The sequence below is a fragment of the Bradyrhizobium yuanmingense genome, assembly GCF_029167105.1.
Classification (GTDB): domain Bacteria; phylum Pseudomonadota; class Alphaproteobacteria; order Rhizobiales; family Xanthobacteraceae; genus Bradyrhizobium; species Bradyrhizobium yuanmingense_A.
The window spans coordinates 22,600-43,203 of record NZ_JARFML010000046.1 but is presented as its reverse complement, the minus strand read 5'-3'; the positions used below and the strand labels follow the sequence as shown (position 1 = coordinate 43,203).

Annotated in this window: 18 protein-coding genes and 1 pseudogene; 5 read left to right on the top strand and 14 right to left on the bottom strand. The window is 61.6% G+C overall.

The window, feature by feature from the left end; translation table 11 throughout:
* Positions 1-503 precede the first annotated feature (503 nt).
* The 3 genes and pseudogenes from P0R31_RS36330 to P0R31_RS41180 all read right to left on the bottom strand — a co-directional run.
* Entirely contained in the window at positions 504-2,411 is a 1,908-nt protein-coding gene (locus P0R31_RS36330) for a hypothetical protein (RefSeq protein WP_275519682.1), read from the bottom strand.
* The gene (locus P0R31_RS36325) at positions 2,368-3,165 is read right to left on the bottom strand and encodes a DEAD/DEAH box helicase (RefSeq protein ID WP_275519680.1); all 798 of its coding nucleotides are present in this window, start codon (positions 3,163-3,165) and stop codon (positions 2,368-2,370) included. Before P0R31_RS36325 ends, P0R31_RS36330 begins: the two co-directional genes overlap by 44 nt.
* Positions 3,166-3,254: 89 nt before the next feature.
* Positions 3,255-3,491, bottom strand: a pseudogene (locus P0R31_RS41180) (DEAD/DEAH box helicase family protein); the annotation flags it as partial.
* 1,056 nt (positions 3,492-4,547) lie between these two features.
* Here P0R31_RS41180 and P0R31_RS36320 point away from each other — a divergent pair.
* Complete coding sequence (locus tag P0R31_RS36320; RefSeq protein ID WP_275519678.1) at positions 4,548-6,026, top strand: serine/threonine-protein kinase; 1,479 nt, start codon at positions 4,548-4,550, stop codon at positions 6,024-6,026.
* 60 nt (positions 6,027-6,086) lie between these two features.
* Here P0R31_RS36320 and P0R31_RS36315 read toward each other — a convergent pair whose 3' ends face one another.
* From P0R31_RS36315 to P0R31_RS36270, 10 genes are all read right to left on the bottom strand, one after another.
* Positions 6,087-6,986 (bottom strand): DUF4238 domain-containing protein, encoded by a 900-nt coding sequence (locus P0R31_RS36315; RefSeq protein WP_275519676.1) that lies wholly within the window; start codon positions 6,984-6,986, stop codon positions 6,087-6,089.
* 130 nt (positions 6,987-7,116) lie between these two features.
* A complete protein-coding gene (locus tag P0R31_RS36310; RefSeq protein WP_275519674.1) occupies positions 7,117-7,509 on the bottom strand; it encodes a hypothetical protein in 393 nt (130 codons plus the stop codon).
* A gap of 369 nt (positions 7,510-7,878) precedes the next feature.
* Entirely contained in the window at positions 7,879-8,796 is a 918-nt protein-coding gene (locus P0R31_RS36305; RefSeq protein ID WP_275519672.1) for an AfsR/SARP family transcriptional regulator, read from the bottom strand.
* Between the two features lie 4 nt (positions 8,797-8,800).
* Positions 8,801-9,871, bottom strand: a complete 1,071-nt coding sequence (locus tag P0R31_RS36300) for a TauD/TfdA family dioxygenase (protein ID WP_275519670.1) — start codon at positions 9,869-9,871, stop codon at positions 8,801-8,803.
* A complete protein-coding gene (locus tag P0R31_RS36295; protein ID WP_275519668.1) occupies positions 9,852-11,045 on the bottom strand; it encodes a PLP-dependent aminotransferase family protein in 1,194 nt (397 codons plus the stop codon). Before P0R31_RS36295 ends, P0R31_RS36300 begins: the two co-directional genes overlap by 20 nt.
* Positions 11,038-12,156: an alpha-hydroxy acid oxidase gene (locus tag P0R31_RS36290; RefSeq protein WP_275519666.1), complete on the bottom strand. Its 1,119-nt coding sequence runs from the start codon at positions 12,154-12,156 to the stop codon at positions 11,038-11,040. Before P0R31_RS36290 ends, P0R31_RS36295 begins: the two co-directional genes overlap by 8 nt.
* Before the next feature lie 5 nt (positions 12,157-12,161).
* Positions 12,162-13,172, bottom strand: a complete 1,011-nt coding sequence (locus P0R31_RS36285) for an amino acid--tRNA ligase-related protein (protein ID WP_275519664.1) — start codon at positions 13,170-13,172, stop codon at positions 12,162-12,164.
* A gap of 3 nt (positions 13,173-13,175) precedes the next feature.
* The gene (locus P0R31_RS36280; protein WP_275519662.1) at positions 13,176-14,252 is read right to left on the bottom strand and encodes a hypothetical protein; all 1,077 of its coding nucleotides are present in this window, start codon (positions 14,250-14,252) and stop codon (positions 13,176-13,178) included.
* Positions 14,249-15,580: an aspartate--tRNA(Asn) ligase gene (aspS, locus tag P0R31_RS36275; protein ID WP_275519660.1), complete on the bottom strand. Its 1,332-nt coding sequence runs from the start codon at positions 15,578-15,580 to the stop codon at positions 14,249-14,251. Before aspS ends, P0R31_RS36280 begins: the two co-directional genes overlap by 4 nt.
* Positions 15,581-16,063: 483 nt before the next feature.
* Positions 16,064-16,483, bottom strand: a complete 420-nt coding sequence (locus tag P0R31_RS36270; protein WP_275519658.1) for a hypothetical protein — start codon at positions 16,481-16,483, stop codon at positions 16,064-16,066.
* A gap of 49 nt (positions 16,484-16,532) precedes the next feature.
* On the opposite strand from P0R31_RS36270, the gene P0R31_RS36265 reads away from it, so the two are divergent.
* The 3 genes from P0R31_RS36265 to P0R31_RS36255 all read left to right on the top strand — a co-directional run bounded on the left by P0R31_RS36265 (position 16,533) and on the right by P0R31_RS36255 (position 17,719).
* Complete coding sequence (locus tag P0R31_RS36265; protein ID WP_275519656.1) at positions 16,533-16,901, top strand: hypothetical protein; 369 nt, start codon at positions 16,533-16,535, stop codon at positions 16,899-16,901.
* Between the two features lie 29 nt (positions 16,902-16,930).
* The gene (locus P0R31_RS36260) at positions 16,931-17,218 is read left to right on the top strand and encodes a hypothetical protein (protein WP_275519654.1); all 288 of its coding nucleotides are present in this window, start codon (positions 16,931-16,933) and stop codon (positions 17,216-17,218) included.
* A gap of 111 nt (positions 17,219-17,329) precedes the next feature.
* Entirely contained in the window at positions 17,330-17,719 is a 390-nt protein-coding gene (locus P0R31_RS36255) for a hypothetical protein (protein ID WP_275519652.1), read from the top strand.
* A 555-nt stretch (positions 17,720-18,274) separates the two neighbouring features.
* Here P0R31_RS36255 and P0R31_RS36250 read toward each other — a convergent pair.
* Complete coding sequence (locus P0R31_RS36250; protein WP_275519650.1) at positions 18,275-18,445, bottom strand: hypothetical protein; 171 nt, start codon at positions 18,443-18,445, stop codon at positions 18,275-18,277.
* 1,001 nt (positions 18,446-19,446) lie between these two features.
* Between P0R31_RS36250 and P0R31_RS36245 the strand changes: the two genes are divergently transcribed.
* Positions 19,447-20,382 (top strand): cyclase family protein, encoded by a 936-nt coding sequence (locus P0R31_RS36245; protein ID WP_275519648.1) that lies wholly within the window; start codon positions 19,447-19,449, stop codon positions 20,380-20,382.
* Positions 20,383-20,604 lie beyond the last annotated feature (222 nt).

Here is a 20,604-nt window from a genome sequence, read left to right as displayed (position 1 = left end):
CAATCGTGGTAAGACCCCCGACTTTAAGCTGATGAAGGACGGTGAGCTGGTCGGCTATTGCGAGGTCAAATCGCTGTTCGATCCGGCTGAGCTGCAAGATCCGCCGGAGGGGGCCATGGTCGTCCGGAAGAACCTACCGTTCTACCGCAAGTTAGGTCAGAACGTGCGAGGCGCCGTCGAACAGCTCGACGCTGAGAACCCAAACCACGACAAGCCGAACGTGATCGTCTTCGTCAGCCACTCGCCAGAGATCGAAAGAAGGGATCTTATCGCGACCATTGCTGGTCTTCCAGTCTCCAACGAAGAACGGCTGTTCATGCTGGGTAGGAAGATGCAGGGTCAGGTCAGCGAGGCAGCGCGCAAAGTCGACCTGATCATATGGATCGACGCGACCAGCGGCACCTGCCAGCACCTTACGGTGGCCGACGCCAAGCATCGGGCGACTGCTCTTGGGCTGTTCGGCTTGCCCGAGTGAGATCGAGAATGCCGGATGGGGACGATGTTCAAGGACTGGCCAGAATACGAAGCGTCATTCCCCACGTATCCATGAGGAGCGATTGCGTCGCGGCGAACAACTCGAGATGGCTCTGCTCGGCCTTCGCCTTGGAAAATCCCGGCTGTACTATCACAGCGTGGAATTTGTAGTGAAGCTTCTGCCAGCGGTTCAGCCAACCGATGACGTTCGCACGGGCGCCCTTTTCGAATCGAGTGGGACGGCCGGCCTTTCTGCGGTCGCCTTCCCGCTTGAGCAGGTGATTGAGGAAGATGTCTGGCCTCTCGCGCCAGCGGATCGATTTCTGCGTCTGGCCGCAGACTTCGTAAAGGTCGTCCAGTCGGGCTCCGGCCTTGGGATCGACCGAATATTTGCAATGATAGAGTTCCACTACCAATTTGGATCCGGCCACCCGCATCGCAACGACGTCGGCGGACTCGCCGGTGCCATCGTCGTCGACGATCACATCGTAGCGATCCCCTTCGGCCAGCAGGCCTTCGATGACTCGGCGCTGGATGGAGTCCGGTCGCTTTTCGTCACGCTGCGACTCCTTCGTGATATCGACACCGTGCCAGTCGGGTGTCTCGATCCTGTTCGGATCGAATGACGACCGCTCCTCGTCGCGCGGCAGCATGAAGAGTTCGTCTAGCAGAAGCATGTCGCCGTCCGCGAAGTAGATGTGCGGCGGCTCCTCATGGAAGTATTCGGTCAGGGTTCGGGTCCTTTTGCCGACCGTGATCTGCACCGGCTCGCCGGTCGTCTGGGCGAATACGGCGCCCTTAGGCGCGATGGTCAGTTCGAAGTCGGCGCCGATTTCCGCGGACATCACGCGAAAACAGATTGGTCCATCGATTCGGTGATCCTTGAGATCCACTTCGCAATCGTAGAAGGCCTCGACGCGATCGCCGAAGACAATGTCGATGCGCTCCTCCGGCATAAGCAGAAGAGCGTCCGGCCAAGCTATGGCGGGCTTCGCCGGGCGGGTGGTCTGCTTCCTCGGGCGGACGAGGTTGCGTAGGATTCCGTCGGTCGTGATCGTATAGTCGAGCAGCTTCCGACCGACGTTCCGCGACCAATCGATCCATTCGCTGAAGTTGTTGGTAGTCTCGTATGACCAGAACTTGCCCTTGACGGAGCAGCCGATTGTGGAGCGGCCCTCGTCGGTGTACCCTTGGCCGAACAGGTTGGTCTTGGTCCTGTTCCTGTTGCCCGGCAGCGTATCGAGCTGCTCGGCGATATCCGAACCCATGAACTGGGAATAGCGCACCGGACGCCGCTGCGTCTCGCTAAGGCCTAGGTTCATGAGCACCATGCGGCGGTACCCGTCGAGGACTCGGAAGACCGAATCGCCCGATAGCCGGACGACGTCCTCGCCGCACAGCGCCCTGGCGACGTTGAGATGCAGGTCCGACATCTTCGAACTGTTGATGTAGAGCAGTCCGGCTTCGTCGTCCCAGTGGGCCAGATAGAGATTGAAGGAGACGTTCTGAGGCTCCTTCAACGTGGTCCAGCGTAGCCGCTCGTCGTCCCGCGTGACGAACAACACCAGGCGCGCTTCGTCGTTCACGACCGGGCCGTCGATGATCGACGAGGATTTGGCGACTGCGTCGGCGACCGACATGGGACGCCAAGCGGCGCACGCCGTGCGGTAAACAACCGTGCTCATTCGTGGAAACAGGGTGCTGACAGGAAAGCCTTCGAATTCTTCGGAAAAGCCCTGGAATATGGCTTCCCAACGTTCCTCGCGCTCCGTCAGCTTTGCGCCGACAAGACTGAGTAGGGCGTTCCAGTCAGCGTCCTCGGCGTAAAGGTCCTGCAACGCTTCAGCCACGTTGTCGTGAGCGATGTTCGCGATCACAGTCGCGTCGCCGAGGTCATTCCGAGTACGCGTGAAGCGTCCGACGAACTGAAGGGTCACGGCTTCGCTCTTCTGTTTGTCGTGGAGGCCCGCGATCTTCAGTTCCGAGATCGTATCCTTCGCCGAGCATGTCGACGCAGACTACGATTCGGCTTTTTCCCGACCTGAGCCTATTGAGCGCGTCGCGGCGGTCGGCGCGCGCAAGGCCGCTGTGAACCAGGACGGGATCGTAGCCAGGCATAGCGGTCCGATAGGCGCTATGCAGGGCAACCGCCCGGGATACCGTTTCGGCGCGGGCCATGGCTCTGTGGTCGAAACCAGCAGCGATGTCGCGATCCAAGGCTCCCTTTACGCCGGCTACGATCAGCCGGTCCGTGTCATTCTGATCGAGGCCGTTGACGGGGACGAAATCGATCCTCTTGAAGTATAGCTCCTCCTGGGCCTTCTTCAGGGGATAGACGTAGATGAATTTTCCGTCCACCCGGCGCCCATCGTTCCGGAATGGCGTGGCGGTGAACTGGACGACGCGCCGCCGCCCGACAAACTGTTCCTTGAAGGAATTCCACGTGCGCGCGCCGATGTGGTGTGCTTCATCGACGAAAAGTGCAGCGACGTTCTCGGCCATCCGCTCCTGGACTTCTGGTGAGCATCCACCGACGATCTGCATCGTCGAGATGATGACGTTCGCGCGGTGGAAGACGTCATCGACTTCTTCGACCGTCTTCGGACGGTGGCGCAGGACCGCGACGGCCGGCAGCCGTGCCCGGGAGCCGTGCCCGGGAGCCGAGGCAACCGCAGGTGCGCAGCACTCCAAGTTCCATGAACTTGGAGGATACCTGGCTTCTCAGGTTGTCGTTGGGCACGACGACCAAAAGACGACTCAAGTCGGGCCGCGACGAGCAGCGCCAGCATCGTCTCGGTCTTGCCGGTGCCGGTTGGCATGACGACGGTCGCCGGCTTCTCGGACGTGCTCCAGTGCGCGAGCGTAGCATAGACAGCCCCGATCTGCGGCGAACGCAGGCCGGGTAAGCCGGCTTCCGGATCTTCGGCCTTGAGGACAATCTGGTTGCGCCAGGTCTCGACGATCTCCTTGGGCAATAGCGAAGCATCCGCGAGCGGATCGTCCGTTGCCCGTCGCACTTTCGGGTGCAGCCATTCGCCCTTCTTGGCGGCCAAACCGTCCGTGATTTCCGGCAAGGTGCCCGCCGCCGGCACGTGCAGGACGCAGTCGCAGCCCAAAGCTGACGAAGTCTTTTCCGCGACGATAGCGATGCTTACCCCGTCCTGCGTGACGGCCTTGAATCCCCGGACGCCATTGTGTTCGAACTCGAGCACGCTTGCCGGCAGACGGTGCGCCGGACTGCGCAGGCAGAAGATGGGGTTGGCAAGCCGAGACGCCGACCAGCCAATCTGGCGCGGTAGGTCGAGGTCGACTTTCTGGGCAAAAAGGTCGTGCAAGGAGCGGCGCTCGAAGCTGAAAAGAATGAAAATCTGCCCCGATCACGACTCGCCTCTGAGGCAGTGATATCGGTCCACCACTATCGGAAAGTGTCAATCGCAATCGGAGTCCATTCCACCGGCCGTTCGCCGCTGTCGAAGGTTCGGCCGATGGGGCCGCAGCGCGCTTGTCCTGCGCGCCACTTCGACAGGGCCTTCGGGGGTTCCTGCAGCCCTGTGCAGGACACTACGTCGCCGGGGCGGAACCTTCCTTGACGCCTTGGCAACGACCTGAAGCGACCCGTTCGGCGGCCAGCAGCGGGCTATCTACCTGCGCTTCTTGCCGTCTGCAGAGCAATGCGGATGTCGCGATCATTCGTCCTCGCACCGGCTCGCTCTATTGACGCAGCGCCGCGCCTCCCGTCGCTACGGGCTTAAGCCGACACCGCCTCGTCGGAGAAAGCGAGGGATACACAGCGTTCCGCTGCAAAATCCAGGATTAGAGTCACGCCAAGTCATGGGAAACTGCTCGGTCAGGCGATTCCGCCGACGTCAGATGTCCCGGTCGTGACCGGGCTGATCCCGCTGAGCTGCGACGCCTGTGGCGCAGGGCCATTCCGCGGGTGCTCGCGCACGTTGGCGCCCCATCTCGCCTTTATGGCCGGGCTCGCTGCGGCACATCGTTTCGTCGGTCCTATAGCGCGGTGCCCCTCGAGACATTAGATCGCTTGCGAAGCCGGCGAGAGGTGGAGATTGCACATGGCGAAAGACGAATACGAGAAATGGGAGATAGTCGAGGGTATCTCCGAGGGCGGCCAAGCGCACGTCTACCGCGTAAGGGATCGGACCGGAGTCGAGCAGGGCATTTTCGCCCTCAAGCGCCTCAAGAACGGGGATCGGATCGATCGCTTCAGGAACGAAGTCGAGGCCGTCGCCGCGCTCAAGCACCCGAACGTCGTGCCCTTGATCGACAAGTCGGCCTTGCATGATCCGGTCGGCAAGAAGGACCGCAGGTATCTGGTCATGCCCCTTGCCGAGGGCGGAAGCCTGGACGACGCGGCGCGCTTCAAGGGCGATGTGAGACGCACGCTTGGCGTGGCACTGCGGATCGCGGCTGGACTCGCTGCGGCTCACACGCATACGCCGCGGATCATCCACCGCGACGTCAAACCGGGCAACGTGCTGTTTCCGAAAAAGGACACCGACGACGTCTGGGTCTCCGACTTCGGCATATGCCTGATCGACGACGACCGGCCTCGCCAGACAGAGGACGGCGAAAGAGCGGGTCCGGCAATGTTCATGGCTCCAGAGCTCGAAGGTGGCGGCCGGCTCGACGTTGGTCCGGAGGCGGACGTCTATTCGCTGGGTAAGGTCATATTCTTCATGCTGTCCGGCGGGACAATCCTGCCCAGGGAGCAGCTAAATGAATCACCTTATCGCGAAGTTTTGCAGGGGGATGGTCTCGGCCGCCTGAACGCTCTGCTCTCCCGAATGATTCGGCGCGACCCCAAGACGCGGATCCAGACGATGGCCGAAGTCATCGAACATCTCGACTCGATACTCGCAGGGATGGATGGAGCGGGCACGCATCCGGAGGCAGACGAGGCTTCCGAAAGGCTCATGAAGACCGAAGCCGAGCAAGACGCCCGGAACGCCGCGCTGCGGGCGGCAAACGACGAATGGGAAGTGGCGCACGCAAATGCTCGCCGCGTGCTGGTAGACACGATTAGGGATCAACTGCAGGACTTGGTTCGCAATCGTGGCGAACCGGGCAAGACCACGTTTCAAGTTGCAGCGGCGGCCGCTTCGGGAACGCAACGTTTCGCGCGATTTGCCGTCGGCCTTACCGATGCCATCGAAGTTCTCCGGAGCCGCAACGACGGCGACAAACGTACGTGGGTAATGACGTTTCATGTTTATTGGCGCACCCACTCGGACAAGAAAGGTCGGGTTGGATTCTTCGCGGGGATCGACGTGCGGGAATACGATGACCGACCGGCCGGCAGATGCCGCAGCCTACTCGGCCGGAAACCGTTGAGCAAAGGATTCAGGTTGACTTCAACGGAGCCGGTGCTGTTCGAGGAGCCGCCCGACGACTGGCTTTCTTCGGACGCGGGAATCAGGAATGCGGTCTCGGAACTCTTTGCTGCCTTCCTTGAGGCGATCGGTAAGGGAACTTCGATCTTCAACGATGCCGCGTTCTTGGAAAAATCAGGTCGTGGCCTACCGAGGCGATGAGGGGGCCGGTCCTCCCGACATCGCAGATTGCTGCAATACTCCGACCGTCAGAAGGTTGGCCTAGCCGCGGACGTACGGTTCGAGACACGCGGCCGACCGCGCGAAGATCTGCTTGTGTGCGGCGCGCACGACCATCAGGTTGAGCGCCCTCGCCTGCTCGCCGGTGAGACCGGTGGCCGGAAAGAGCGGGTCCTCGTCCACGTCCGCAATCAGCAGCGCCGCCGTCGGCGAGATCGGATAGTAGATCGACAGCCTGTCCGTCGGAACGGGACGCGTGCCCTTCAGATTGACGGCCGGTTGGTCGCTGGTGATGAACGGCACCTCTGAGCGGTTCTCGACGAGGACGAGCTTCCGCCTCTTGCGCTCGACGTACAGGCTTGCGCCGATGTTCGTCGCGGTGATGTGGATCACGATGTTCCAGACGCGTTCGAGGAGAGGACTCAATTCCAGGACGCGCTCCTTGATGCCGCGCGTTCGCATATACTGCGTGCAGAGGAAATTGAGGAACGTGATGCACTGCGCGTCGTCGGTGTAGAAGCCGAGGTCGCCGGCGAGCGCCCGTTCCAGCGCCGGCGCGAACGAGGACTCGATGCTCGCGTGATAGTCCTCGAGCACGTTCGACGCAAGGTCGTCGAGTTGCGCTTCGATCTTCGGCCAGTTCGGGCTTCCCCGAAACCGTTCCGCCAGTTCGAACGGCGCGACCAGCATGCCGACCAGACTGCCGTGTGTCCGGACCGCCGATGGCCGTCCTTGTCCAAAGAGCATCTTAAGAAGCGCCAGATCGTGAGGCTTGAGCCGCTGCAGCTTGTAGAAGTCGGTCTGCACGGCAAGGACGCGCGTTCCGCTCGGAAAGACGCGACCGTCCTGCAGACAGAACAAGCCCCCGCCCGTGGTCCAGGGACGGAGATAGTTCTGCCAGACGTGGTGGTGGCGGCGCTTGGGCCGTTGAGGCGCGTTCATGTCGGACCGGGAGCGTGAACACGGCCGGTCGTCTACCGACCGCACGCTCGGAGCTGCCCGAAAAAGCCGGCGAAACGGGGGCGAGACGACGGAATTCGGCTGGCCGTACTCTTTCGGGCCTGCGGCCACATCAATCCTTCGAAAGAACGTGCGCGCAGTAGTCGCACATCCGGTCGCTGTCGGGGGAGACGTTGAACGGCGTCAGAGGCTCTGAGCACATCTCGCACTCCGTCAGGCCGTCCTCGCAGAACGAGCACGCGTTCTCGTCCTCCGTCATGACGTATGTCCCGAACCCGCACGCGCGGCATGCCCCCAAGGGCGGGACGTCGCCATCGGCAGCCGCTGCGTAGAGATCGGCGCCGAAGTAGTCGTTGAGCGACGCCTCGAAGAGGCGGCCGGCAGCGATTTCCGCGCCGCACTGCCTGCATCTCGCTTCCAAAGCAGTCGGCTCCGTCGAGGAGTCTTCGATCAGGTAGACCAGATGGGATCGGCAGGAGGGACAGGTCTTGACGGCAGCGGCCATCGATGCGGTGCTCCACGGCACGTTCCCGAACGAGCCCTGACACTGCGCGTATTCCGCCGCCATTGCGTGCGTAAGGGCTGGCGATCAGAGCAAGGTCGACACGAGAAGAATCCAGTACAAGCATAGGAGCAGGCGCAGCTGTAAGTAATTGTTTTTGCTTTGATTTGACGGATAGAGTCCCAACCTTTCCCGGGCACCACGAAGCAGACCTCATATCGCGCAAAGGGGATACCGATTGGAGCACTGCGAATCGCACCGATCGATTTGTGAAAGCGAGCGAAGTAAGGAGCTCATGCCCCGCGGCGATGGGCGGCAGGCACCGGCATTGCATTGAACTCCGCTTCAGCGGCATCTATTGGACCCGACATCTCACCGTACCGGGCGCTTGGCGTACCCGAAGAAGCTGCGCTTTATCGCGCCGACGTCAATCTCGAAGCTGACAGGATTCGGCGGATCCGATGTGAGCCCCCGCAGCAGGTCGACCATTTCGGTAGAGGGTGCAATGCCAAATTCACGGCGCAGCACCAGTGCGAGCGCGCGGAAAGTCTTTACGGCGTGCGATCGGTTGCCCATTTGCGAAGCGATCTTCATAGCAAGCGCCGCAGTCTCCTCATCGCCAATGTCAACCTTCATCGCGCGCTCGCACCAATAGAGGGCGCTCCTGTGGTCGTTCTCGGTGAGGCAGGCGAGGATGAGGAACTTCAGCGCCGACAGATATTTCGAGCGCAGGCTTTCCCGCTCCTCAATAATCCAGCTTTCGCCGAGGTCGGGCAATAGATCTTCCCTGTAGAGCTCGACAGCTCGCTGCACTCTCAGCAAGTCGGCGGCGGATATCTCCGGGCGCGAACAGCAATCGTCGAAGACGGTTTCAAATTCGTTGGCATCGATATGCAGAAAGGAATGTCGGGGCAGGCTGACGAAATTGCCGAAGGATTGAATCAGTCGCGCAGGCACGGCCGGGTGTGCGGAATGCAGCAACTGGTTGATCCGGAACAGTGCTACGCGAACGTTGCGTCGCGCCTGCTCGCCGGGCATGCGTCCCCAATATAGTCCCGCGAGGCGATCACGCGGAATCTCGCTGCCCGACCGGCGCGCCAGATACGCCAGGATCGCCGCCAGCCGCGCCGAGATGTCGACGCGGTCGCCGCCGACGCCCAGGCTGAAGGTGCCGAATAGACGGATGTTGATGGCCGGGATCGCACTTTCGCCGGGGCATTCCTGGGGAGTGGTGACCTGAAGTCTTGAAACCGATGCTAGGCGTAGCTTCACGGGAGCTTCTGCACGCATGGCTTTACCTCCAACAATATGGGAAATGCTCTCGCGCACGAACGGCAGACGTACCGCCTTCGGCACCGTAGATGCGCAGGAGCCAGCGGTCGCGGCCGTCCCAGCGCGGTTGGAAATCGGGACGCATGTGCAAAGTCCGCCAGTTGTCCAGGATGACGATATCGCCGGTCTCGATCGGGACGTGGTGGACCAGCCTCCTGTCGGCCAACGCGCGTGCCATGACTTCCAGTGATGCACATGCGGCAGCCGTTGTCCCGCGACAAAGTGCCTGGTTGTAGCGGGAGTAGAAGCCGCCTTTGCCGTCCCGCACCAGGATTGGCACCGAGCGGGCCTCGGTTCGATCGCGGAATGAATCGGGCGGGCCCACCACGAACTGCGGCTGCAGTAGCGTCTCAACTGTCGCCGGATCGAGACTCGCGAGAACATCGACCAGCCTTACGATTGTAACCGGGATTGACGGCGAATCATGGATGACGGCCCAGCACAGCCACCGCGGCGCCGGCGACCTGACGGCGTTGCGCTCGTCGCCGATAGCGCGATAGGCGCCATCGGCATGCCACAGCAGTTCCTTTGCCCAACCTTGCGAACTTGCCTCTCCGGTCGCGGCAAGACGCGGGCAGACGTGACGAACGATGCGGCCGTCGTTCTCGCAATCGTAGGAGAATGCCTGCAGACCTAGCACGGCCATCACACCGACCAGATTCGCCAGCGTCAGGCGCAGCAACGACATGTCAGGATCGCCTTCATAAGGTGTCGGAGGCGATATCGGATCCCTCGGAAGCCCGCGCAGGTGGATCACATCATCGCGCTGCAAGGCGGTTGCAATCTCTCCGATCTGCGATTGCCCAAGCATTCGTTGCAACCTGGCCGCGGCGCCGCTTTCCCAGCGCCTGGGATCGCGATCGGGATCCGCCTCCATGAACGCTTCATGCGCCGTACCCTCGTTGCGGAGCGATGGGTGCAACAGCAGGGGCAGCGAGGCTGCGTTCGCGCGCGGCTCGCAGTAAACCGCCAAGTGACCGCCCAACGCCCCTACTGTGCGAGACTCGATTTCGCTACCCAGTGAACTGGCCATTGGAAGCCTCCAAGTCCGCGGCTCGCGAACGCTGCCGTCCGTTTACCAGGATGGTCTGCAGGATCTCGATGCCGGATCTGAAATCGCCCGGGTCGAGCGCGTGAAACGGCAGACGCAGGAACAGCGTCCCGCTTCCCGGCTGCCCCTCGGATGGGAAGAACGCGGAGCCTGGTGTCATGATCACACCGGCCGTCGATGCACTGGCGATGAAAGCGGGCTCCGAAAGATCGGAATTCACGGTAATGCCGAGGAAGTAGCCACCCTGTGGCAGGCACATGCAGTCGCGGCCGAAGATCTCGGAGGCACCGCCGATCGCCGCCGCCCATTTCGGCCGGATCAGGTCGCGCACCCGCACGATATTCCGTTCGACCAAGCCGGCGCGGAAGCACTCTGCTGCAATCGACTGGCAGATCGGGGCAGGCGACAGGTAGGTGTCGGTCGCCAGCTCGGCGAGTTGTCGCATGAGGGCCCCCGAGCCGATCGCGTAGCCGATCCGTAATCCGGGGCTCAGCGTCTTGCTCAGGGAGCCGATTGTGACGACACGGGCGCGTCCCGCAATATCCTTGAAGAGCGGCTGGGCAACACCTTCGAAGCGCAGTTCGCGATAGGGCGTGTCCTCGATGACGAGAACGTCGAACTCGGCGGCCAAGTCCAAGATCTGCCGACGTTTGGCAAGACTCGTGGTGATTCCGGCCGGATTCTGGAAGTCCGGGATCAGGTAGAGCGCTGCCGCTCGAAGGCGCTTCATCTGCTCAGCCAACATCGCAGTGTCGATGCCGTCGCCCTGCAGGGGAACGCCGACGACCCGTGCGCCGTGCCGGCCGAAGATGCGTATTGAACGGTCATAGGTCGGTTGCTCGACCAAGACCGTGCTACGCTCGGGCTTGACGAGTATTGCGGCGAGCAGGTCGAGCACCTGGAGCGAGCCGTTTCCAATGAAGACCTCGTCCGGGCTCACCCGGTTTGCCTCGCCGATGGCGGTGCGCAACACGCGGTCGCCGAGATATCCGTCCGAAGGCGCGTACTGGAAGAGCTGCTGCGTCGGCCGGTCGACGAGACTGCGCGCGATGACGCCGAGCTCCTCTGAAGGAATTGCCTCAGAAGGCGGCACGCCTCGCGTGAAATAGATGGGCGACGACGCGGGCTTTCGAAACAAACTGGCCGAACTACGCATAGCTATGTACCTCCATGGATCTGTAGCCGGACCAGAAGTGCGGCGAAGACGCGGGCCGCACGATCGACGCGTCGATGGCGTCAATACCCGGCAGATTCAACTGTTGAAGGGTGCCCCTGAGCTCGGCCGCAAGCAGCGCCAGCACAGCTGCCACACCCTGTTCGCCGGCCAGATGAAGGCCCCAGAGATAGGGGCGGCCGATGCACACGGCGCGCGCGCCTAGCGCAAGCGCCTTGACTACGTCGCTTCCGCAGCGGACGCCTCCGTCGAGTAGGAGCAGAAACTGGCTGGGTACCGCAGGCGCGATGTCGGCGAGGGCATTCAGCGTCCCGCTCGCCGACTCGAGCTGACGTCCTCCATGATTGGAGATGACGATTCCGTCAACGCCGGTTTCAACGGCCCGCCGTGCATCGTCCGGATGCAGAACGCCCTTGAGCAGGACCGGGATCCGCGTCAGGCCGCGCAGCCACTCGACGTCCTTCCAGGTCAGCGGCAATCGGGCTATCCTCGCATGGCCCGCGCCCGGTTTGCCTTCGACTCCGATGCTGCGCATGATGCTGAAGTCGACGAATGCCGGCGTCACGAATCCTGCGCGTTCGGTGCCGAAGCGGCGCGCGGCAAAATGTGCATCCATGGTGACGACGAGAGCTTCTGCACCATGCTGCTCCGCCATCCTGACGAGGCGTTCGACATGTTCGCGCGATTGGTAGGCGTAAAGCTGGAGCCACCAGGCGCCGCCGGCAGCCGCGGCAATCTGGTCCATCCCGAAATGGCTGTCGGTGCTGACAACCATGAGTGTTCCTGTGGCTCTGGCAGCGCGCGCGCAGGCGAGCTCGGCGTCTTCATGAAAGAGGCGTTGCGGACTGGTCGGCGCCAGCAACACGGGCATCGTTAGGATGCGGCCGAAAAGCCTGCGGCTGGTTGCCGGCGAGGAGCAATCCTCCATCGCGATGCGCGGCACGAGGCTGACCTGGCCGAAAGCATCGCTATTGGCGCGGACCGCGCCACCGTTGCCCGCGCCGCCGGCCAGGTACGCCCAGTACTGCGGCGCCATTGATGCCTCCGCCGCTCGTTCGAAATCCGCCACTTCGAGCGCCCGCGCGATATCCATGGCCGTTACTCCGCAGCGGCTGCAAACCGGGGGACGATCTTGGCGTTCGGCCCCTGGTCGTGCGCCACCCGCAAATCGAGAATGCTTTCGGCCCCGGCGCAGTAACGAACGAGGCGTTCGAGGCCGAAGCCGAGGCCGCCGGTCTGAATGGCAGTGCGACGTTTCCAGTCGGCGTAATGCGGATGCGGTTCCTCACCGAGAGTGCGCGCCTGTGCGAGAATCGCGTCCGCCGAGTCCGGACGCAGACCACCGGTTGCGACCTCACCATATCCGTGCGGCAGGATCAGGTCGTAGGTGGCAAACAGCCCGTTCGGAGCCCGGAGATACAATGAGTCCCGAACACCCTCCGGATACTCGGTGAGCCAGAACGGTGCATCGGCCGCATTGGACAATGCGGTCTCCTCGGAATGGGTGAGATCGCCGGCCGCATGGGGATTGCTTGCACCTCCGACATGTTGGACCCGCTGCCGCGCCGCGGCGAATGGCAGTCGCTCATATGGCACCCGGCCGAGCTGGGCGATCCGGCGCTCGGCTTCCTCCGGCAATTCGCCGCGGGCGCGGCGTCGTGCCAACAGATCCGCGGAGAAATCCCGCAGCAGGGTCTCGATGGCGGTGTAGACCTCATCGGCATCAGCCGTCTTCCACTCGATCTCGACCTGGAAGAAGCTGTAAAGGTGGCGGCGGGAAATGTCCTCACCGGCCATCAACAGGCGAACGCAAGGCGCCACGCAGTACACGCGATCAAGGTATTCCAGCGACAGCTGCTTCTCGACGCAATGGCTAACCGGGAGATAGTAGAACTCCGCGCCTCGGACGACGACGCCGTCAGGACCCTTGGACACCTGCGGCCGTGTTCGGTCGCCAAGGACCGCGATGCTGTGCCTCGCTCCGGGTTCGTAACGGTCGGACAGGATGGCGGGAAGGATCTCGTCGAACTTGCCGCGACTGAGCGAGTGACGCAGCGAAGCGAGCACGTCCGCGGTCCACGTGTAGGCAGCGTCAAATTCGGTCGACATGATCTAGCTCCATGGTTGGGATGTTGCGGAAAGAGCGGAGGCATCGGCCTCGAGGCAACCGGCATGGCTCAGGGCTGCATGCAGCGTTGCGCGAGCCGCTGAAGCGACGTCGCGGCGGAGAAACGGGCTGGAATCAAGCATGCGCCGCGACAGCGCATGGGCATATCGAAGCAAGGGCGCAGGATCGAGCCGCTCGGCCGCTTGATGCAGAGCAATCCCGAACAGGTCGAGTTCGATCGCGAGTTCGGCAGGATCGTCGCCGCCAGCCTTCTTGTGGATTTGAATCCCTGGCGGCCCGTCCGCCCGTCCGGTCAAGGCGCCTACGATCGACATGCAGGCCGCGACGTCGCTCTGAATGCGCTGCAGGCTGATACGCACGTGATCCAGACGCGGCACGCGACCAACAACGAAGGCGAGCGCGAGATCCGCCTCGCGCTCAAGCGTGCGGTCGGCCGCATCGTCGGCGCGACGTGCGATGGATCGAATGGCAAGCAGCACGTCATCCGGCGTGACCACGCCCGCGTTGCTTGCCTTCATGGCGCCATTTTCGACATCGACAGGTGCAACCGCAATGAGCCCAGCGTCGTCGCGCCGGCCTGCCACCACGGTGAGAGGTCTGGAAGGAGAGTTGCCGCTCGAGCCTACGTCGAGCGGGACCAGGCGTCGCACCGCGCGGCCGACATGCAGAACGCGCCAATCCTGCAACGTCGTGACGTCGCTCCATGCTGGAGGGACGGTGTGCACCGCAGACGAGGTGACCGCGAAGGCGTCGGCGTCGCTCGGTAGAACTGACGCGCTCAGCAACCATTCATCGTCCGGTCGGACATAGATACAGGTCGGCGCTGCAATCGCGCCGGCGATCCAGTGCTGCTGGGTCAGCCAGCCATGCATTTCGCGGCACAATTGTCTCGACCGCTCAGGGGGGGTGGCGACAGGCTGTATGCGGATCGCGCGGCAGCCAAGGGGTGATCGCGCAGCAACACCGACGGCCAACGGGAAATCGAAGCGCGCCGCCACGTGCGCGGCCAGTGCCCTTTGGATCGGACCTCTCCTGTTCGCGAGCGGAGTTTGAGCCGTCATGGCATCAAGCCCTCCGGTCCGCGGAAGACGAACGAGACATCGGCGATAGAGGAACAGCCGAGGAGCATGAACAGGAAACGATCGATGCCCAGGCCAAAGCCGCCATGTGGCGGGCAGCCGTGCCGGAACATCGTCAGGTAGAACGGCGCCAGATAGCGGGCTCGCGTTTCCTCGTCGATGCCAGCAGCCTCGATTTGCGTCGCTAGATTGCTGAAGCGATGCTCGCGCTGACATCCCGAGGTGATCTCCACGCCGCGCCAGAGCAGATCGAAGCTGCGGCTCGCCTTGCTCGAGCCATCGTCGCGCATCGTGTAGAAAGGCCGGTCGTCCGCCGGATAATCGGTGATAAACACGAAGTCGGAGCCGGTGCGCTGGCTCAGCTTCTTGCAAATGATTTGCTCGTCCTGAGGCGACAGTCGATCGGTGCGGAGCGCGAGTGAACCATTGCGCGCTATCGACAGCGCCTCTTCGAACGAGATGCGCGGAATCGGTGCATCGATGCGTCCCACCGGTATTTCGAACTGGCGCTCGATATCCTGACCATGGAGGCGCGCGAGTTCCTCCAGTAGTCGGCAAAGCAGGCTCTCCTCGACCTCCATCAGGTCGTGATGCGAGGAGATCCAGGACAGTTCGACGTCGAGACAGGAAAATTCGGCCGCGTGCCGGTTTGTCTTCGACGGCTCTGCGCGAAAGACCGGACCGATCTCGAACACGCGGCCAAACCCGGCAGCCATCGCCATTTGCATGTAGAACTGAGGGGACTGCACGAGGCAGGCGGGTTCTCCGAAAAAACTGAGATTGAACACAGCCGCTCCGGACTCGCATCCAGCGGCGGTGATCTTCGGTGTTTGGATCTCGCGATACCCCTGCTCTAGCAGCGTCCCGCGCAGCAGATTGAGCAGCGTGGTTCGGACCGCGCAAATAAGTTGCTCACGCGGTTCACGCATCGTCAGGAACCGCATTGCGGGAGACCTAGCTGATGCTTCGCGGAGCGCGCATGGCTCGGCTACGTTAAGCACCGCAATACCTAGCGCCTCGAGTTCGATCTCCTCGCCGCGCCCGGCCTTAATGATGCCGTTGACGCGAATCGCGCTGTTGCGGGTCAGTGAGCGGACTTCTTCCAGCAAATCGTGTCGCTTGCATACGATCTGGATCGCGCCGGTATGGTCGCGGAGCGACAGGAAGGTGACCTTCGGGTATCGCCTAATATCCGCGAGAAAGCCGTGGAGGGTAACAGTCTCTCCAACGAGTGCCCGGCAGCCCGCAATCTCGAGCGGGTGAGGCGCTTCTACATATGGCGTCCTCGACTTTACTCTCGGGACAGACATCCTCGTCGACTCCACAGCCAGTGGCGAACTGCGTCGATGTTGGCACGCCCAGCGGGACTCGAACCCGCATCTACGGTTTACAAGACCGTGGCTCTTAGAGACTTGGCTCGAAATAGGCTTCGAGTCTTCCAGCATTGCGCCGCGCCAGCTGCGAGTTCCCTCAACGATGACTTCGATACCCAGCTAGCATGGGTGGGGCCCAGTCATCGAAAGCTGGCCAAAATTGTTGAAGCGACCCGAATGTTCTTGCCTCGTCTCGTTTCCATTGAGCTATGGGCGTATAGTTCCAGAGCATTGATCTTCGCGGCGAGACTTCCGCAACTGGGTGGAGCTCGCCTTTGTTAAGCGATAACGGTGCAACCTTGGCGCGGTGATGCACCGTTCGACTTGTTCTTGAGTCGATCCATCGGCACTCGGATCGATCTCGTCTGTTGCGCCTTGGCCTGTCGATAACGGCTGATCGATCGGCCGCGGCTAAGATGACTAGCGACGAATCGCAGCTGTCACAGCTTCCGATGTCAGGGCTTCGGACACGCGGGTCGGCAACATGCCCGCCAGTGTGTTTGACATCTCTGTAGCGAGTGTCAGAGCCAGCTCAGGCAGCTTGGCCATTGTGGCCAACGCCTGTGTCAGCGCCTGTGTCAACGCCTGTGTGAAGCCCTGTGTCATGGATTGTGTAACGCTGGCTGTAACGCTCTGTGTCACGGACGCTGTCTGCAAGACGGATGTCAAAGCCAGTGTCGCGCTCTTTGTCGCCGAGGCTGTCACGTCTCGTGTGACGGCTTCTGTCATCACTTGTGTGACGGACTTGGCGGAAAGAATATCAATCGCACTCTTGATCGCTTCTGCCATCTTATTCACCTCCTTTCGATACAAAGTCTTGCAACGGGCAAATACCGGCATTCCGATATCTCATTCGCAAGCGTGGGCAAGATATCGTGGACTTGATTCGATGCCGTTTCAGATATGTTTCTGGCGCGCTGAAAATCGAACATTCATCGTCTCGCGATTCATTTGTGCACGACGCCGCGTATCGCGCGGCGAAATTCGCCGGCTCACCACCTACGCTTTCTCAATAGATCGAGCCGGCGCTCGCGACCCGGATGATGATGCCGGATCAATTAAAACCGAGGGCGTTCACTCGAACACGATTGGCTATCCGGACTCTTCAATCACCTCAGCTCAAAAACGTAACTGCAATCCTCAAACAATTCCTGCGTCATTCGAAAGACAGCTAGTACGAAATGAAGGCTACCAAGATACACGCAAAATGCGTGATGCTCAATCTAAAATTGCCACTCCTCGCTTAGGTGAGGTGTAGCCTAGCCAAATGTCTGAAAGCGAAGCAGGTTGTCCGCATTGTCGGCGGGGTACGACGACGACATCGACCTTGCCTACCTGCCGGCGGCGTTCTGGTCATTGGGACTCGGCAATCTCGGACAGGCCGCGCTGTGGACGATCGGACTTCTCCCGTACTCCGATGCCGGCCTGGTCTCGCTGTATCTTGAGGACGTGGATGCGTCGGAGCTCGGCAATCTCGCCATTCAGGTCCTGACCAAGCCGGGTTGGGTCGGCCGCAAGAAGGCCTGCAGCGCAGCGGTGTGGGGAGGAGCGCCGTTTCCGAACAACGATAATTGAAAGCAAATTCGTCGAGGGCACGAAACGTTCGACCGAAGAGCCGGGCTTGGCACTCGTTGGAGTGGTCAACTGGCGGCGGGGCACGCCGCGGCGGGTTCGAACTTCGACCTCGTGCTCGATGCCGGCCTCGGCGCCACACCTTCGGAGATTTTCGACATTCGCATCCACGGCCTTCCGGGGACGCGCTCGCCGAAGCAGGCGTGGCCCGAACCCGACTTCCGACCGGAAATGCCTCTCGACCCGACCCTTCAGGAGCTCGTCGATGCCGGTCGCATCGATCGATGCGGCGCCGTCACCATCGCCGGCCGCAGCCTTGGAGTGCCTTCGACGCGGCCGCCGCGGCCGCGATCCAGGTGGCACAGACTTGCTAGGCTGCGCGACGGCGGCTTCTTCGATCTGGCCGATGTCACGCTAGCCAATTGTCGTCGTGCGACACGCCGTCGGCACGCGTTGGCCAGGCCGGGAATCCTGCCTTTCCTGCTGGCCAGGAATGAATACTGATCGCATCGCCGGTGACGGAAATACATCGATGCAGCGCCAGGCTTCGAATGCGTCGTCGAGGAGCGCGGCGTGCTGCGAAGCGACGTTTTCGTTCAGCCCGCCGGCGGCACGAACTCGGCCGGGACGCGTCCTGCAGGCACCGAGGCCAAAACCGCGCCGGAGCCGGAGGAACTTGAGAACTCGGAGGGTTCGCTCAGGGTCTCGATCAACTTCCTTGACGAGGCTTCCAAAAGGATCGCCGAGAACCTGAAGGGGCCGGCGCGAAGGGCGCTCGGCCGAAGTGAGCCGAGCCATGCCAGACTGTCCCAAGCCGCTCTTCCAGGCGTAGTCTCGCCGCCCTTGCCACGCGTGCCGCTTGCGGACTTGAGCAGGGTCGACACGAGCACAGTCCAGTGGTACAAGGGTCGGACTTGGCGCAGAGGTAAGTGACTGTTTTTGCTGCAGTTTGACGGATCGAGCCCCAATCCTTTCCTGGGCACCACCGCCCGCACCTCTGCAGAACCCCCGAAAGGGCGGAGTCTAACCCGTAGCGGTAACGGGACCTTCTTGCCCAACTTAACCGACAATCTCGCTCAGGAGTGTTTCGACGAGCAGGGCATGCTCGGCCATGTGCAGAATGTACAGCGCGCCGAGACCTGCCGTCGGCTGCGTGAACGGCCAGAACATCGCCGTCGGGATGTTGCCATCCGCGTGTTGCGGTCGCAGCCACCGGTGGCTTAGCCGCATTGGTTTCTCCAGCGCGCAGTGAACTTAAGCAAGATCAGCTACTTACAGAAAACGACTCGGACTAAAAGTCCGGCACGGCCAAATGACTCGTTCCTAAAATCAAAGCTGACTCGTTCTTTCAGCGCAGGAGCGCGAGTTTTCAATGCGTTAGTCGACTCGTTCTTAATGTGTCAGCATAGATCTCTATCGGCGGTTGAGCCCGAGCCTTGCGATGTCCCTATTTGGCTTTGGGGGTAACAGTTCCTGACCGCCTCCTAAAACTCCGATTTCCCGGAAGCCTTACCTACTTCCGCCTGGTGAACGGGTCCGCTTTGTCGGCCATACTACCTATGATCTTGGCGTGGTCTCTCCGAGTTTCTCCGCCTCACCCCGCTGTCAGTGATATCGTCAGAACCAATCATCGGGAACGAGCGAGGATGTCACGCTGGTAGCGGTGGTATGATATCGTCGACCAGCCAAGTTGAGCCGGCTAATCAGCCACGCAAAGTGCCGCCGCAATCCGCAAAGGGCTTTCACAGGTTCAAGGTTCGCGCAGTTGAGCGGGTCCAGGTACTCTAAACGATCGACGGCTGCCAAATGCTGCTTTTGCGATCGGGAGCAACTGGCCTACATCTCGCTTTCCTGAGTGACACACCGTTAAGCTGCGGCGAATGGGCACCGACTGACGGTGATAGCCCGCCGACGCTGTTGCGTTTTCATTTCCTAAACGGCGCTCACCCAATCGATCAGTTGCTGAGCACGTCACGAGGCCGGGTACACTCGTGGAAAGCTGCGCGTCGACGCGAACGGGCGCAGAAATTCGTCAGGACGCCGGTCGAATTAAGCGGCCAGAATTGCTCGCGAATCGGTAACTTTCTCACGGAGAAGAAGCGCTTCGGGAGGACACAATCGTTTGCGATGGGCCGCGCTTGGCCAGCCAAGAATGCCAAGCCAGCCAAGAGGCATTCCATCGAACGGTCCCGAGGCGGCCCAACATTTCGCGACCAAACAAGGAGCCGGCCATGCGGCCCGCCGATTTCGACTATCTTGCCGAGAAGCTGCGCAACTGGGGGCGATGGGGCGAAGCCGATCAGCGCGGCACGCTTAACCACATCGGGCCAGAAACACTGAAGAACGCAGCCGCCGAGGTGCGCGAAGGCAAGCTCTTTAACCTCGGTTTGCGGTTCGACCGGAACGGGCCTCAGGTCGGACGCAAGCGATTCAATCCGATGGTCTACGCCACCGACCTTTTCACCCCGATGAGTCCCGCCGCGCCGGACGTCTGCTACTCCGATGACGTCATCCACATGCCCTTGCAATGTTCAACGCAATGGGACGCGCTCGGCCATGTTCACTATGACGGCCATCTTTACAATGGCTGCAACGCGCGCGAATGCCTTACCGAAAACGGCGCGCTCAAGATGGGCGTCAACCATCTCGCCACGCCCGGCATTGTTTCGCGCGGGGCGCTCCTCGACATCGCACGGCTAAAGGGGGTCGAACGGCTGCCGCTCGACTACGCGATCACGGTCGACGATCTGAACACCGCATGCCAGAAGCAAGGTATAAGCATCGGCAAGGGCGACATTCTTTTGGTGCGCACCGGCCATATGCTGTGGTTCACCGCGGACGGAGACCGCGACCGCTTTATGGGGATACAGCCGGGCCTCAGCTACACCTGCGCCGAATGGGCTCACGACAAATCGCTGGCGGCCGTGGCCGCGGACAACATGGCTGTCGAGATCCTGGATCCAGAGGGGCTCGCATCGGAGATGCCCCTAGCCTTCCACATGCTGGCGCTGCGAGACATGGGCATGCCACTTGGCGAGATGTTCAACCTGGAGGCGCTGGCGGCGGACTGCGCCGCCGACGGACGGTACAGCTTCCTGCTTGCAGCTCCGCCTCTCGAGGTTACTGGCGGCTTTGGCTCGCCCGTGAACCCGCACGCGCTGAAATAGGCTGGCCTTGAGAGTGGTGGCTACGCCCCGGCTTTCGAAGATGCAGCGCTTAAGTCCTTCGCGTTCGAAACACGACTTTAATCGAGGCTGTTAGCAGCACCTCATGCTCGTCGTTTCGCGCGCGCCCTGTTGCAAATTTCGCAGGGCCACAATGCAGAACAAAGAAGTAATCAAGTGAGGATTCTTGAAAAAAATAGCACTGATTAGAAGGTAAGCATGGGC